Here is a 15,787-nt window from a genome sequence, read left to right as displayed (position 1 = left end):
TAGAATACCCATAAAAATCTATTATCACATAAATAAAAGAGCACTCGTTTCCGCAAGTGCTCTTTTCGGGGATTTTGAGATATCCTATTAACGAAAGTTAAGGTTACTTAAAGTTAAGAGGTATTTATAATATATGCTCGTCCTCTTTATTGGTTCATATTCAACATATAGAGATTGTTAGTAATGCTTACAATTCTTTATTTATTGTTCTTTCTTACATTTTATCATTAGAAAATTGATTGAAGGCTTATTTTCCATGTTCTTATTTGGTTCGTCAATTTCCGAAACTTGTACTAGTCCATATTCATTAAAATCATGTTTTATAGATTCAGAATCATAGAAGAACATTTTTACACCTTCCATTATCTCAAAATAATCTTGGTCCAACTGTTTCCCTTTTCCGTACATTGGCGCTTTTTTAGAAACCGTTGTAAAAACCATATATCCGCTTGGTTTTAACTGATTATAACAATCTTTAATAAATTTCTCACGCTCATGCTTATTCAACAAATGAAGAAGTGCATGACTAAATATCCCATCATAAAGATTGTTATCAAAAGGCATATCATTTACTGAACCGTGATACATACTAATATTTTCTAGTCCGTTTTGCTTTGCTAAATCGATGGCTGTTTTTGAAATTTCAATACCTGTTACATTTATCCTATTATCAATAAAAACCTTTGCATTTCTTCCATATCCAATACCCGGAACTAATATATCCTTAACGTTCTTTTCAAGAAAAAAATCTTTCGTCATAATTGCGGATTCTGTAGGTTCAAATCCCCACATCGTTTGTTTTTCAATAAAACTTGATTCCCAAAATTCCATTATGTATCTATCTCCTTATTTTCAATCCATTTTTAGTATCAAAGTAAAGGCAAATTTTTTGTGTTGTTGGTATATAGTTTTTTCTTCTATTCATACGACTTACCTTAGTCATCGTAGCCCCATTGAATATAGCATAATAATAAGCCTATATCTATTATAAAGATTGGTTAAAAATCTCCCCTATTTTATTAATCCTTACGTTTATAGAAAATAAAAAAACAGCCAATATTTTTATTGTAGTATTGGCTGTTTCTCATGAAAAATTATCTTTTTATATTGTACTGATCTAATACTTTTTCTAACATTTCTAAAGTTATTGGTTGTGCTTGTTTTATTAATTGATAGCCAATACGCCCATTCGGTTCCGCTGTAACTTGCTGTAAACGCTTTACATCATGAATCCCTTTTTCTCTTAATTGCATATAAAGTTGTTGTTCTGACATTTTTGCCCGTATCAAATTTGCTTTTACAATCTTTCCGTTTTCAACAATTACAATGCTACTTCCATTTAGGAATTGCTCCACCTTCCGTGATTTCAATTCAAAGAAATGAATGATAAGTAGTATGCCCGAAAATATGATAGCGGCAAAGATAGATGGAACTAATTTCCTACTTAATACAGGTTCTACAATAATACGTCCAATTGATACAACTATAATTATTTCAGCTCTCGTCATTTGGCTAACAGATGTACTACCTGTCATTTTTAAAACAATAATTCCAGTAAGGGTTAAAATAATACTTTCCCAAATTATATTCATAATAGCCCAATCCTTTAACGGTGAATGTTATTAGCATTCCCATTAAAGGATTATTTTACATACTTATCAAATTTTTAAATCCTTCAGACCATAATGGAAATAAAGGTGTCCATCCATACTCTTTACGTGCCTTATAATTTGAGGCTCCTCTTTCCCAACTATTTTTCCCAGCTTGAGCTTTAGGAGCCGGTGCCCCAATTGCAGCTGCGTATATTGGTAACCATTCTTTACTCGTTGCTGGGGAATCATCAACAATATTTACGATTCCTGGAGGCCAATTAAGAGCTAACATAGTTGCTCTAGCGGCATCTTCGACATGTATAAAAGAGCTTATCCCATCTGTTGCAATCATTTCATTATTACGAACTTGATTTGCAATTAAGCCGTTTTCCGCATACCATGTTCCCGGTCCGTATAGTGTACCGTAACGAAGAATAATCGATTCTGGTAACTCAGAAACAGCTGATTCTAATTTTAATATGCCATTAACAGTGATTTGCCGAGGCATAGGAGCAGTAATATGTAGTGAATCTTTTTCTGTCGCAAATGTATCCCCTGCTTCATACGCCCATGAAATACTTTGAGCGATTATTTTCTTTACCCCTACATTTTTTGCGGCATCGACAAGGTTACGAGTGCCTTTTGTTCTAATTTTTGCATTATCCTCAAAATTCCATGTAGACAATGACGTTAATTGATGTATAACTACATCGGGAGTTGTTTCTTCCAATACAGAAAATACAGCCTGTCGATTAAACACATCGGCTATTACTGGTATAGCACCAATTTTCTTCATTGCTTCTACTTGTAATTCATTACGAATCATTGCAAATACCGTATGCCCCTCTTTTATTAACATAGGTAATAAAGAACGTCCTATAACACCCGTTGCACCTGCTACAAATATTTTCATATATGTTCCTCCTCATTTAGAAATCATAAATGTGACGAAACAGATGTGAGGTTTGTGACAAATATTTTCTCTATTTTTTCGTTATTCATATGAAACATATACTTTTAATGGTTTAATTATCCCTAAACTCAATTCTTCAAAGCATTGTATGAGTGAAGTATACTGTATTTCATGTTGAAAGATTTCTTCTATAAATGGTGTTTTTCTTATTTCTTTAAAAAACCAAGCTGCATGTTTTTGATAATCGTATCCATCACTTGATCCAATGATTTGCAATTCTTTCTGATAAAAGTTGGCGGTTAATGTTAGTTCTTCAATATTACCATCAGAAAGTATACATATTTGTCCATTAGTTTTAAGAGCTTTTTGCAATACATGGAATCCGCTATTTGTAGCAGAACATTCGAAACCATAATCATATGTTTCTATTATCTGTTCTTCTGAATCAAATGTGTTTTTTACACCAAATTTCTTTGCAAATTCTCTTCTAGTCCCATCAGGTTCAACAACATCCACATATTCAACACCTACATTGTTTTTCAAGTAATAACAAGCGAGTAAACCGATAACTCCCAATCCAGTTATAAGTACTTTTTTATTTTTACTTGGATTTAATTTTAATACTCCTTTAGCGGCATCACACGAAAGAATAGATAATAAAGCAACTTTAGGTTGTATAGAACTAAGCACTCGAATTACTTTATGCACCTTAACTATTCCTATCGTTTCATGTCCATAAAAAGAAACTACTTTATCACCTACTTTTAAATTTGTTACTTTATTCCCAACTCGAATCACTTCACCATAACTTTCATATCCGGTTTTTCTTGGATAAAAAGGATTCGTATCTGTAACATCGGATCCGTTATACTGCGGTAACTCTGCCCCAATACTTATTGCTCCCGCGATTGTTTTAACGATAATTTCATCATCTTGTATGGACCTAATTTCATTCGTTTCCCACTCAAGTTGTTTAGGTCCTTTTAAAATTAACTTATATTGTTCCATTTATATCCTCTCTTTTTATAAAAATATATTCAAAATAGCTTTTGAACTATTTATAATCATTAATGTGAATGTTTCATTCAAAATTTAGACTATAAAGTCGGTTAGTAATCAACAGTGATAATATGATAATTGAATTTGATGGATATGGAATTAATGAGTATGTAATTGGACAATACATCTCAATTACGAAATTACAAAGGATGTATTTGAATGTAAAACATGAAGAAATTTCTAATGATGGTTTCATCGATTTATTTTGTGTTCGACATAATTATGAACGTATTCCCCATTCTTTTTATAAAGACGTTATAAGTCTAGATACCGCCTATATTTATTTACCTAATAGATAAATTATCCTTGCCCATGTTTGTGCCGTTTATGTTTCTATACATTTCTTTTCAACATCTAATATTAAGATTACTATTCTGATAACATTTTAAGAAGAGTTGTTGTCGCCCAAATGAAATAAGCAAGTTGCGTCATGATATACATCGTAATTTCAAAACCAGTAAGCTTTCTTTCTCTTTTCATTTTCTTTAAATATCTATAAAAACAAAATGAACATAAAAGTAATAAAAAAATGGATAATTGATATAAATTTTCCACTAAAAGAACTGCCATTTATTTCATCACCTTTCCAATAGAAAATAGGCTATAGTTCAAGCATATCATAAAAATGGAACTAATTACCATATTACATAAAACAGATATTCCCTAATTAAAACCAGTCACCTTTTTGAATTTCTTCAATACAATGTTATGTAATCAACTACACACGATATAATAGGAGATTACTTTCTTTCACTGCAAATGCTTAGGAGGAAGTTGTACATGCATTTGATTCATAACATAAGTAAAGCGTTTTATAACCTATGTAGCTACGATACGGAGAATTTAATACACGCTATTCAATCATTAAATATTTCACTTCATAAAATATCTCCTTTTATTACCTCACCAGTTAACCACGAATACGGAAGAAACGTTATCTATCAGTCTGAATTTGTGGAGATTTTAGTATTAAATTTTCCCAGCAAAGCAAAGACTTTTGTTCATGATCACGGAATATCTTTAGGTTGTATACTAATAGTCGATGGTACCTTACAAAATATAACGTACGAAAACAATAGCGAGCGGATTGAAGAATTTTCAGAGGGAAATATTTTCACCGTAAAAAAAGATACTGTGCATAAAATGTATAATGCTACAGATTCAACAGCAATAACTTTCCACGTATATTCCCCACCATTAAAAGATGTCCAAATATATGAATAGTCTTTAGGAGGAGGAAATATGCATAATTTGAAGGATTCTTATATAAAGAGCTTACAAGACGGTCGTAACGTTTGGCTCTATGGAAAAAAAGTAGATGTAACTACAGACAAACATTTTGCAGGAACACTAAGTACCATTTCCAATTTATTTTCATTGTTTGATGATCCAATACGAAGAGATTCTGTTGGATACGTAAGTCCAAAAACGAAAGACTTTGTCCATACAGCATTTTTAGTTCCAAATTCCTATAACGAATTATTAATGAGGAGAAGCGCTTTTGAAACGTGGAGTTATGCTACAGACGGCGTAATGAGTAGATTATCTGATTACGCAAGGTCGAGACTTACTGGCTGGTACGTATCAAGAGATTTTTATAAAAAATTTGATGCGCAGTTTCCAGATAAAATCACATCTTATTATGAAGAAGCGAGAGATAAGCACTTGTTTTTAAGTGTAGTCCAACGTGATCCACAGATAAATCGCTCTACAGAATCGATGTTAAATGCAGATGATTTAGGATTACTAAGAGTTACGAAGAAAACTTCTGACGGAATTTATTTAAATGGTGCAAAAATGATAGGAACCGCTTCGCCTTATTCAAATGATTTATTAATCTATCCATTAACAAAGCTGACTGACGCTCAAAAAGATTTAGCTCATTTCCTCATTGTGGCAGCCAATTCCCCTGGATTACATATGATTTGTAGAGAACCATTTGCGAATACACATTCAAATACAGTTGATTCCCCTATTAGCTCACAGTACGATGAAATGGATGCACTATTAATCTTTGATAATGTATTTGTGCCATGGGAACGTGTCTTACTGTGTAACAACCCTGAAGCATTATGGACCTTAAAATCAGATATAGCTTCTAGCAGTTTAGCTTATCACCAAGAAATTGTACGATTAGTAGTAAAGCTGGAATTTATAACGGCAATTGCTTGTGAAATTGCTGAAGCAATCGGTACTACTACTTATTTGCATGTCCAAGAGAAACTTGGAGAATTAATTATGCAAATTGAAACAATCCGCGCTCTCTTAATTGCCGCAGAAGTTGAAGGTACTATTTACGAAAATCAAACATATTTGCCAAACTTTAAATATATTGAAACGGCAAGAAATCTTGGTTCGAAATATTATCCCCGCGCAATAAAGATTTTGCAGTTGATTGGAGCAGGTGGCTTTATTCAACTACCTTCCAGCATGCAAGATTTCCAAAGTCCGATATCCGATTTGTTGAAAAAACATTTTAAAGGAACAAACATCGATGCCAAACAACGTACAAAACTATTTAAATTAGCATGGGATATCGTCGGAAGCCCGCTAGCATCCAGACACGAATTGTATGAAAGGTTTTATGCAGGAGACCCCATACGGAATACAGCTATCCAATATATAAATTACGATAAAAACCACTTTAAAAAGATGCTAAATAAATATTTATCTTAATGAAAAAGAGCACTCTTTGCTAAGAGCGCTCTTAAAAAGATTATACAGCTGTCTAATTAAAAAATTCCTTTACCACCTTGTTTCGTAACAAGCTCTGCAGTTTCTTCAATCGTTCCAGCTCTTCCCATATACGATAGATTTCCTTCTCTACGTCTTCCTTTTACATATACAGTTGCTCTAGATTCGCCGAGCATCATCGCAATGCCTCTTCCAGCAACTCTTGTCATTCTGGTTATAACTGCTACTTTTCCTTGTAATGGTTTCATGTACTTCTTCTTACTTTTTATAATTAATTTAAATTATTTCCCACGTACTCTCACCATCATATTTTTTCGTAATAATTTTAATCATATTAATTATCCGCTGTAAAATGATAGTACAGTTATTTAGTTTTAAAACCTTATACCTTGTTGCGCAGAAGCGTGATTCACACTTTCCTGTTCGAAATGAGCACATCTAAATAGTGTTGATTATACATAATACCTAATATGTTTCCGAAGGGATCGACTATGGAAGCGGTGATGAATCCCTCACCGCGCTCTGTAGGTGCCTCATACTCTTTCGCACCCATAGATAGCAGCTTATTGAAAGTTTCTGTTACATCATCAACATGCCAGTATACTATAGCACCAGATGGTCCGGTCACTGCATCAGATGGCGCATAACGACTATCGATTAAACCTAGCTCGTGTTGGTAGTCGCCAAGGCGAAATTCGGCATATCCCGGGCGTTCGAAATATGGTTTGCTACCTAATAATTCAGCATACCATTCCTTTGCTGCTTCTAGATTATCTGCCCAAAAACTAACGGTGGTTAATCCTCGTAATGTCTTTGTGTCGTTCATAATCGATTCCCTCCATACTGTTGAGTATCACTTCTCAATGCTTAACGAAATAACATCTTCTGAATTAATTTCGATTTTCTTATTACTATCTCTTATTCCAGAAAATGACCCTTTAGTGACATATTACAGCTGAGATGTTTAAGCACCTTCATTGTAGAAGTTTCTGATGTCATTCGAAATTCAACAATTTGATAGTAACTTCACAACAATACATACAATGTTATTATTTTCCCTCTCACAATAAACCTCCTTATTCGTATTATTCTTTTTTAAATTGAAAATCTAGACGTGCCGATTGTTTTACTTCCTCGATTACTTTGCGAATTCCTTCTTCAATCTTATCTTCTTTGACATTCGATACGTTTAACTTTAACAATCTCTCTTTAGGAAAACCTTTGACGTAATTTTTATCAATAGAATCAATATTTAATTGAATGTCACTCAATTTCTCAACAAACATTTCCGAAATACTTGTTTTATGCATTTCTAAACAAGTATGTATTCCTATTGTATTATGCTTTTTATATGTAAATAAAAGTGGGTTTTCATTATGTACTTTTTCTAATGTTTCAACTAGTTTTTTTGATCTATCGTAATAGGAAGATTTAATTTTATTTTTATGGCGTTCGAACATGCCACTCTTTATATAAATCTCTAAAGCAGCTTGAGATATCATTGGACTATCGATATCTAAAATCTTTTTATATTTATGAAAAGCATTTGCAATAGCTGGTGGAATAACCGCCACACCGACTCGTAAACCAGGAAATATAATCTTCGAGTAACTTTTCAAATATATGACATGATTACAATTATCCAAGCTATATAACGGATCTGCTTTTGAATCAGTTTCTAAATCTGCTAAATAATCATCTTCTACTATAAATACATTATACTTCTTAGCCAATAGCACTATTTTTTCTTTCTCATCTTTAGAATAAGAAGTTCCAAGCGGATGATGATATCTCGGTATCGTATAAAAGAATTTTATTTTTTCTGTTCGAAATATACGTTCCAATTCATTTAAGTCGATACCTTCATTCGTACGTTTAATACCGATTACAGGAATTTTATTTATTTCTAGATATTCAATATATAGATGATAGGTTGGCTGTTCAATTAATATCGTTTCATTTTCATTCGGAAATGGTATAGATGTTAATATAGCAAGCGCTTGCTGCACACCTGACGTTATAAAAATATTTTCTTCTTTTGTGAAAACTTGATAGTTTGTCAGCTGTTTTTGAATAACTGGAATTAGAGATGGTAAACCTTTCGGCGTTCCATATACGAACAAGTCGTTTTTATATGTATCAATGGCCTTATTAATACAATGTTGAAAATCTAAATATGGAAACACATCTGGATCTGGTGCTGAGGAAGCAAAATCAATTATCTCGTTAGTTTCTATGATACTTCCGGATTTCTTAACAACGTAGTATCCACTTTGAGGAACGGAATAAATAATATGACGCTTTTCTAATTCATGAAGCGCACGTATAACTGTCGCCTTATTACATTCATATTGTGTAACGAGTGACCTTATAGACGGTAATTTCTTTCCTTCTTTTACCTCTCCATTTTGAATCATATTTTCTAAGTCGTTTAAAACATGTAAATACTTATACATTATTACCACCTCAACATTTAATTTGTACCGGTACAGTTTGTATTTGTTCACATTGTAGCACTAGATCAGAAAGATTACTATGTACGTATACTGGCCAGTAAGAAATCAACTACTATGAGGTGAAATTATGAAACATACAACAAAGGCATATTTATCAGCATTACTCTATTCATTTATTATTGGATTCTCCTTTATGTTTGTGAAATTAGCATTAACAGTTACGAGCCCCCTCGATACTCTTGCTCATCGTTTTACAATTGCTTTCGTAGCTGCAAGCATTCCCGTTATTTTCGGTTTTGTAAAGTTAAATATATCATTTAAAAACATACTTGACCTTTTACCAATTGCAATATTTTATCCAGCACTATTTTTTGCTTTCCAAGCGTTTGGCTTAGTGTATACAAGTTCATCTGAAGCTGGAATTATCCAAGCGGCAATTCCTATATTTACGATGATATTAGCTTCCTATTTTTTAAAAGAATATACGAATATATGGCAAAAAACCTCTGTTCTCGTTTCTGTCATCGGTGTTATTTATATATTTATCATGAATGGTTTAGGGGCACATGAAACTAGTCTCATCGGTGTTATTCTTATTCTGTTATCGGCATTATCATCTGCTTGCTATAATGTGTTAGCTCGAAAAATGACAAAGAATTTCAGGCTAATGGATCTAACTTACACAATGACAGCGATTGGTTTTATTAGTTTTAATGTAATTGCTATCACTAGCCATATAAACAAAGGTACATTAACTATATTCTTTAAGCCATTTATGAATGGAACATTTCTTATTTCCATTTTATATTTAGGATTACTATCTTCTTTACTGACCGCATTGTTATTAAACTATTCATTATCTTATATTGAAGCAGCAAAAATAAGTGTCTTCAGCAATTTATCTACACTTATTACCATTATCGCAGGCGTTGCATTCTTACATGAACAAATCGCATACTACCATATCATCGGCACAATTCTAATCGTTCTTGGAGTAGTGGGCACAAACTTTTTAGGAAAAAAAGGGATTGCAATAAAGAAAAAGAATACTTCCATAAGTAAATAAAAAGCGAGGGATATATAATGCAGCGTGTAAATACGATCGATATTAGTAATATACTTGAATTGGAACAAGCTCTTTCGACTTTAATAAATAAAAATATTTCTTCAAAACTAGACCTTGAACACTGGTTAAAAGAACAATCTACTTTAATTTGGGAAATCGAAGAACAATTACGATTACACTATATCGCCTTTCAAAGTAATACAGATAATAAAGAAATAAAAGATACTTTTGAACATGATCAACAATTTGTAAAGCCACTTTTAAAACGTTATCAAAATTTATTTAATAATAAATACTTACAGTCACCATTTCGAATGGAATTAGATTCTAAAGTATATGGTTTATTAGATGTAAAAATAAAAAATGCTCAAACTTTATTTTGCGAGGAAAATATCGAATTAGAAATTAAAGAAGACCAATTAGTAACAGCGTACTTTGAAATTACAGGAGGACTAAGTGGAAATTGGGACGGCGAAGAAAAAACGATAACGGAATTACAATCCTATTTACAAAATCCGAATCGTGAGATCCGTAAAAAAGCAAAAATGATTATTTCTGAACAATTTTTATCTGTTGAAAAAGAACTCCAAAGCATCTTAAATACATTAATTAACATTCGCCACCAAAAGGCAAAAAACATTCAAGTCGAGAATTATCGTGATTATATGTTTAAAAAATATGAGCGTTTTGATTATACAGCAGCAGATTGCTATGAACTAGCCAAATCAATACGAGAGTATGTTGTACCACTTAAAGATAAAATATTACAAGAGAAAAAAGAGAAACTAAAAGTAGATACGCTTCGCCCATGGGATGTAACAGCTGTAGCCCCTGATCAAAAAGTGCTTAAACCAATTGTAAATGAAAAAGATTTAATTGAAAAATGCACTTACATCTTCAATCAACTAGATGTTGAATTTTCAGCGTTATTAAACCGAATGTATAATCATGATTGCTTAGATTTAGGAAGTCGTAAAGGAAAAGCAGCTGGTGGTTTTTGTGAGTATTTACCTGCTTCTCAATTATCTTTTATTTTTATGAATCTAAACTATACACAAGATGATATTATTACTTTCATACATGAAATGGGTCATAGCATTCATAACGAGTGCGTAAAACCATTAGAATTACGACAGTATATAGAAATTCCTGCTGAAACGGCTGAACTAGCTAGTATGACAATGGAAGTATTCACAATAGACCATTGGGATACTTTCTATACAGACAAAGAAGATTTAAAACAAGCAAAAATAAACTACTTTAAAGATGTTATTTCATATTTACCAAGTATGCTTATCGTAGATCAGTTCCAACACTGGTTGTATGAAAACCCTAATCATACTGCTGAGGAAAGAAATGAAAAATACTTACAACTTCAAAAAGTTTATCAGTCTAGCGTCATACATATCGATGGTTACGAAAACTGGATAGCAACGAGTTGGTTGCCAGTACTTCATATTTTTGAAGTACCATTCTATTATATCGAATATGCAATCGCACAACTTGGCGCACTGCAAATGTATAAACAATATAAAGAAGATCCTAAACAAGCACTAAATAATTATAGAAAGGCATTATCACTAGGAAGCTCAAAATCTATAAAAGAAGTGTATGAAGCAGCTGGTATTCGTTTTGATTTCTCTGGTGAAACTATTAAAGAATTAATGACATTTGTAGAAGCAGAGTTAGATTCACTTGAACGTATATAAGAAGAAAGCTGCACCTATATTTTAGGTGCAGCTTTCTTCTTTATTTTATTAATAAGTTTTATGTACTGAGAATCTCCATATCCGATTGCGTGAAAAAGATGGAACAACTGTATTAATAATTCTTGGTTTGATAATTCTTTATTTTTGTAGATAAATTTTGTTACAGCATTATCTTCTTTTAACATTTCTAAATATAACTTTATAGCCTGATACATCACTGGGAGTAAATCCACAGATGGTTTTCTATGGTTTACCAATACCTCTTTGTATACAGAACAATAGTTACCTAACTTAAGTTCAGTTTGACTGACTTTGAATTCATCTTCCCTAAAGCTATTTAAAATCACTCTACCCTCATAGCCTGACTGCTCAAGATAAGAAAGTATTGTTACTAGGTTCATTTGGCAAAACATATCTTCACCAAACCATAAAACAATACATTCATAATTATTCTTAAAAAACTTTTCTAATGGATCTATAACCTTTTTTATATAATTCTCTACTGAACTATTATGCCCCCTTGCTCTTACTTCAATGAATTCTTCATCGAAAACTTGTGTACTAGTAGCATTTACACACATTGCTTCATTAAATGGGGCATAATCAGACTCTCCCATTAATTTTTCGTTTTTAAATTCTTCATACATAAATTGGCCATTTAATATATTTAGTACGTCTTTATCGAACAGTTCACATTTCCTATTTCGTAACTGCTCAACCTCTATTTTTCTAGAAATATTCATTTTAAACTCCTCTTCTTTATTTATATTGAGTTTAACAAATGATTGAACTGGCATCTTGCTAAGTTGGAAATCTTTTGGGGTTATACCAAAAACAGTTTTAAAAGCTCTACCATAAGCCTCTTGCGAAGAGTAATCGTAATCCATTGCGATATCTATTATCTTTCTACCTTTCGTCAAGTCCTCCGTAGATAAATACAATCTTCTAAGAAGAACATAACGCCTAATGCTGACACCTGTTGCTTGATGAAATTTGAAAGAACAATAATAAGAGGAATATCCCATGTAATGCGATAATTTTTCCAATGAGAATGCCTTCCTCAAATTCTTCTCAATCCAATCAATCATTTGCTGTATATACTCATTCATTTACTTCACTCCTCACTAAAAATTATAAGAGGGATACGTTTCTTTCTTTTGATGTTTCTTGTGGTTTATAACACGAACCATTCTCTAAAATCCTTAAATACTTTGTTTTATATTTTTTCAGCTATCTTATTTTGTCATATATTCTATTCACTTTTCAATTTAACTTTAATCATTGTGGAGTGTTCCTACCCTACTAATTATTAACACGCAAATTGCAGGATATATCTTTTTAAAGGATTTCATAAAATAAAACACGAATTTTGTAAATTAAGGAACTTTTAGTTTTTAGGTTGAAAAAATTTAAATATAGAGAGGAATTCAAAATGAAGGAATTAGAAAAAGAAATACTCACATTAGTAAACGAACGTTATCCATTACATTTTATTAACATTAAACCTATAACAAACGAAATGTATCAATGTAATACAGTACAAGGGAATTACTTCATTAGAATCACAAACTATAAAACATATGAAGAACAGTTAGAAGAAGTTAAATATACAAACTTTTTATATCAAACTGGATTAGGTGTTCCACCAATCATACCTTCTTTACAGGGGAATTTAGTAGAAAATTTAACATTAGACAAGGAGGTATTTGCTGTAGTTTATAAAGCTGCTCCTGGCATTCACTTACCAAGAAGTGAATGGAATCCCGATGTATTTAAACAATTGGGTCAAGAAATTGGCAAATTACATCTGATATCTAAAGACTTTGAAAGTATTGAACGAGTTAAACATATTAACGCTTGGTATGAAAATGAAGAATATAATTTCCTTAAATATATCCCTAAAGAAGAGACTATTATTAGAGAAATTGCATGCGATGTTTTATCTTCCATTAAAAACCTTCCAAAAACATCTACGAACTACGGCCTGATCCATGGAGATTTATGGTTAGAAAACATTTTAGTTGATAGCGATTCAAACTTATCCATGATTGATTTTCAAGACTGTGAAAAACACTTTTACATATTCGATTTAGCAGTTCCAATTTATAGTGCAATAGAATATTCATTTGCTGGAAATGGAAATATTGTTGACTATGAGAATTCTATTACAAAAGCGATACTTGACGGGTATCAAGAAAAAAGAGAACTACCTAAAGAAATGATAGACAAGCTTCCGTTGTTTATCAAATTAAAAGAGATATTTGAATATAGTTTAATGCACATGTATTGGAATAAAGAAGAATTAACTGAGAATCAAGTACGGATAATGAATCTTTATAGAATGAAACTTGAAAATAAAGATTCATTAATCAAAATGTAAAGCAAATGTGGTTTAGCTACAATAGTTAAACCACATCCTATATAAGGATAATTACTTACTGGATTTTATTTATTTTTTAATTATACATACTGATCTAACACTCCATTTAAATAAACTGCGTTATGCGGAGATATCTTCTCAGCAAATCTAGCTGTAATAATAATCGGAGCCCATTGAAAAATCTCATCTCTTGATAAGCCAGTATTTCTACAATACATATGTAAATACATTTCAGCTAATTCTACTGAGGCCTGAGCGTACAATAAGTATGTACGAAATACATCTGCACGGATATCACCTGAACTTGCATCTATCCAGTCTATAATTTTTACGTTATCGTTACTCAAAATCAGATTAAACGGATGAAAATCTCCATGACATAGCCTAGAATCAAATACAATTGAATCTAATTTTTGTAAAATATTTTTCTTTTTGTTTTCATCCAATTTATGAACAGATTTAATTTGACACTCTAACCTTTCTCTCATTGGTTCCATTTCATCTATATTCACACGTATAGAATGAATCTTTTTTTGTTCATTAACACAAATATTGATGTAATGTTCTGCCTTATTTAGATTATTAAGCAAGAGTTCGCCAATATTTTCTCCTTTTACATATTCCATAATAATTGCCTGTCTATTTTGTATCTTTGTCACTTCAAATACGTTCGGAACTGGTAGTCCACATGAATAAGCATATTTTTGTTTTTTTGCTTCATTTGTAGACTCTGTGTTTGGAAGGTATTCCTCAAATAATTTAATAACTTTATTTTCATGAAGATATATCTTCGCTGTATTTCCTTTGGCTATCAGCTCACCTAAATTCAAGTCTTCTCCTCCTTAAACTATATAGTATTATTACTACACCTTTATTTTAAATTCACTGTAATGTTAGGGAATCCTTCTACTCATATAAATCCTGTCATTATAAAACCTTTGAAATAATAAATGAAAAATACGTATTAAAAATAGCCTTATAATTATTTTCTGCATAATTATAGGGCTACTTTAATGATGTTCATAATTTTTTGTTTCGTTTGACTTAAATAATTGTTATTTTTAGTAGATATTAAAATACCAATCGGAATGTTAGAATTAAAACCCTTAATCTTAAAAGATAGTACTTCTTCATTCAAAATTGTACCTTTGGGTATAATTCCTATAGCATTCTCAAAGAGCATTTGTGGAATAAGGTTCAAAGCACTACAATTGTATACTCTCTTAAAAGACAAATTATTTTCCGCTAATAAAGAACTTACAGATTGATATGAAAAACAACTATTTTCACCTACAATTATGGGGTAATCTATAATATCAAATATTTCAACAAAATCTTTTTGTAGTAAAGGATGATTCGGATGGTTTACTATAAATTCAATTTGTTCATCACTTATTGGAGTGAATTTTATATTCGAACTATTATTATGTCCACACACCGCAAAATCGACCTTATTTTGTTTAATCATCTCTGCTAAAAGTGCAGTATTTCCCACTACAAAATCACAATGTATATATGGTTTTTCATCGTTTAAAAACTTTAATATTATTGGAATTAACCTTTTAGCAAAAGATTCTAATAGACCAATTCTTAAACTCCCTCTCTCTTCATTACTAATACGTTGTGCTTGAGATTTGGAATACTCCCAATGTGTTAATAAGTTTTCTACTTCCTCTGCAAAGAGTTTTCCCTCTTCTGTTAATCTCGCATCCCATCCTCTTTCAAATAATAGAAAACCTATTTCATTCTCTAGCTTTTTTATATGTGCTGTTACAGTTGATTGGGCATAGTTTAATTGTTTAGCAGCTTGTGAAAACGTTCCTTCTTCAATAATTTTTTTAAATGTAATTAATTCTTTTATTTCCATTTGATACACCATCTTTATCGATTTTATTGATAATAAGTTAATATATTTTCA

The 15,787-nt window shown here is 31.5% G+C and carries 16 protein-coding genes and 1 pseudogene; 6 read left to right on the top strand and 11 right to left on the bottom strand.

The features are described 5' to 3' along the window. Positions 1–201: 201 nt before the first annotated feature. The 4 genes from JDS98_RS00675 to JDS98_RS00660 form a co-directional block, all read right to left on the bottom strand. On the bottom strand, positions 202–831 hold the full coding sequence (locus JDS98_RS00675; protein ID WP_000397624.1) for a class I SAM-dependent methyltransferase: 630 nt from the start codon (positions 829–831) through the stop codon (positions 202–204). A 263-nt stretch (positions 832–1,094) separates the two neighbouring features. Beyond that, on the bottom strand, positions 1,095–1,592 hold the full coding sequence (locus JDS98_RS00670; protein ID WP_098911682.1) for a DUF421 domain-containing protein: 498 nt from the start codon (positions 1,590–1,592) through the stop codon (positions 1,095–1,097). A 55-nt stretch (positions 1,593–1,647) separates the two neighbouring features. Further along, entirely contained in the window at positions 1,648–2,505 is an 858-nt protein-coding gene (locus JDS98_RS00665) for an NAD-dependent epimerase/dehydratase family protein (protein WP_097854550.1), read from the bottom strand. 81 nt (positions 2,506–2,586) lie between these two features. After that, positions 2,587–3,513: a zinc-binding dehydrogenase gene (locus JDS98_RS00660; RefSeq protein ID WP_098911684.1), complete on the bottom strand. Its 927-nt coding sequence runs from the start codon at positions 3,511–3,513 to the stop codon at positions 2,587–2,589. 122 nt (positions 3,514–3,635) lie between these two features. Here JDS98_RS00660 and JDS98_RS30040 point away from each other — a divergent pair, with 122 nt between their 5' ends. After that, positions 3,636–3,863, top strand: coding sequence for a hypothetical protein (locus tag JDS98_RS30040; RefSeq protein WP_002156414.1), 228 nt, complete (start codon positions 3,636–3,638; stop codon positions 3,861–3,863). A gap of 70 nt (positions 3,864–3,933) precedes the next feature. Here JDS98_RS30040 and JDS98_RS00655 read toward each other — a convergent pair whose 3' ends face one another. Continuing rightward, positions 3,934–4,134, bottom strand: a complete 201-nt coding sequence (locus tag JDS98_RS00655; protein WP_098711589.1) for a hypothetical protein — start codon at positions 4,132–4,134, stop codon at positions 3,934–3,936. Between the two features lie 210 nt (positions 4,135–4,344). On the opposite strand from JDS98_RS00655, the gene JDS98_RS00650 reads away from it, so the two are divergent. Both JDS98_RS00650 and JDS98_RS00645 read left to right on the top strand, forming a co-directional pair. Beyond that, a complete protein-coding gene (locus tag JDS98_RS00650) occupies positions 4,345–4,788 on the top strand; it encodes a cysteine dioxygenase (protein WP_097958550.1) in 444 nt (147 codons plus the stop codon). A gap of 18 nt (positions 4,789–4,806) precedes the next feature. Further along, positions 4,807–6,240: a 4-hydroxyphenylacetate 3-hydroxylase family protein gene (locus JDS98_RS00645; protein WP_098911685.1), complete on the top strand. Its 1,434-nt coding sequence runs from the start codon at positions 4,807–4,809 to the stop codon at positions 6,238–6,240. Between the two features lie 62 nt (positions 6,241–6,302). Here JDS98_RS00645 and JDS98_RS00640 read toward each other — a convergent pair. The 3 genes and pseudogenes from JDS98_RS00640 to JDS98_RS00630 form a co-directional block, all read right to left on the bottom strand. Continuing rightward, positions 6,303–6,506, bottom strand: a pseudogene (locus JDS98_RS00640) (hypothetical protein); the annotation flags it as partial. A 161-nt stretch (positions 6,507–6,667) separates the two neighbouring features. Beyond that, a complete protein-coding gene (locus tag JDS98_RS00635; protein WP_098711587.1) occupies positions 6,668–7,084 on the bottom strand; it encodes a VOC family protein in 417 nt (138 codons plus the stop codon). A 259-nt stretch (positions 7,085–7,343) separates the two neighbouring features. Then, entirely contained in the window at positions 7,344–8,714 is a 1,371-nt protein-coding gene (locus tag JDS98_RS00630) for an aminotransferase-like domain-containing protein (protein WP_000280138.1), read from the bottom strand. 127 nt (positions 8,715–8,841) lie between these two features. Here JDS98_RS00630 and JDS98_RS00625 point away from each other — a divergent pair, with 127 nt between their 5' ends. Together JDS98_RS00625 and JDS98_RS00620 are read left to right on the top strand one after the other, a co-directional pair. Then, positions 8,842–9,780 carry a DMT family transporter gene (locus tag JDS98_RS00625; RefSeq protein ID WP_097958543.1) on the top strand — a complete coding sequence of 313 codons (939 nt, stop codon included), beginning with the start codon at positions 8,842–8,844 and terminating at the stop codon, positions 9,778–9,780. A 17-nt stretch (positions 9,781–9,797) separates the two neighbouring features. After that, a complete protein-coding gene (locus JDS98_RS00620) occupies positions 9,798–11,489 on the top strand; it encodes a M3 family oligoendopeptidase (protein WP_199631794.1) in 1,692 nt (563 codons plus the stop codon). 14 nt (positions 11,490–11,503) lie between these two features. Here JDS98_RS00620 and JDS98_RS00615 read toward each other — a convergent pair whose 3' ends face one another. Then, complete coding sequence (locus tag JDS98_RS00615; protein ID WP_199631795.1) at positions 11,504–12,598, bottom strand: helix-turn-helix domain-containing protein; 1,095 nt, start codon at positions 12,596–12,598, stop codon at positions 11,504–11,506. A 323-nt stretch (positions 12,599–12,921) separates the two neighbouring features. Between JDS98_RS00615 and JDS98_RS00610 the strand changes: the two genes are divergently transcribed. Next, positions 12,922–13,869, top strand: coding sequence for a phosphotransferase enzyme family protein (locus JDS98_RS00610; RefSeq protein ID WP_098139012.1), 948 nt, complete (start codon positions 12,922–12,924; stop codon positions 13,867–13,869). Positions 13,870–13,949: 80 nt separating this feature from the next. Here the strand turns inward: JDS98_RS00610 and JDS98_RS00605 are convergent, their stop codons facing one another. After that, on the bottom strand, positions 13,950–14,699 hold the full coding sequence (locus tag JDS98_RS00605) for an aminoglycoside phosphotransferase family protein (RefSeq protein ID WP_001048443.1): 750 nt from the start codon (positions 14,697–14,699) through the stop codon (positions 13,950–13,952). 167 nt (positions 14,700–14,866) lie between these two features. After that, positions 14,867–15,736, bottom strand: coding sequence for a LysR family transcriptional regulator (locus tag JDS98_RS00600; protein ID WP_097958540.1), 870 nt, complete (start codon positions 15,734–15,736; stop codon positions 14,867–14,869). Between the last annotated feature and the right edge of the window lie 51 nt (positions 15,737–15,787).

This window comes from Bacillus cereus group sp. N11, from assembly GCF_016483605.1.
In the GTDB taxonomy this organism is placed as follows: Bacteria; Bacillota; Bacilli; order Bacillales; family Bacillaceae_G; genus Bacillus_A; species Bacillus_A toyonensis.
This window is presented reverse-complemented; position numbering and strand designations above follow the sequence as displayed.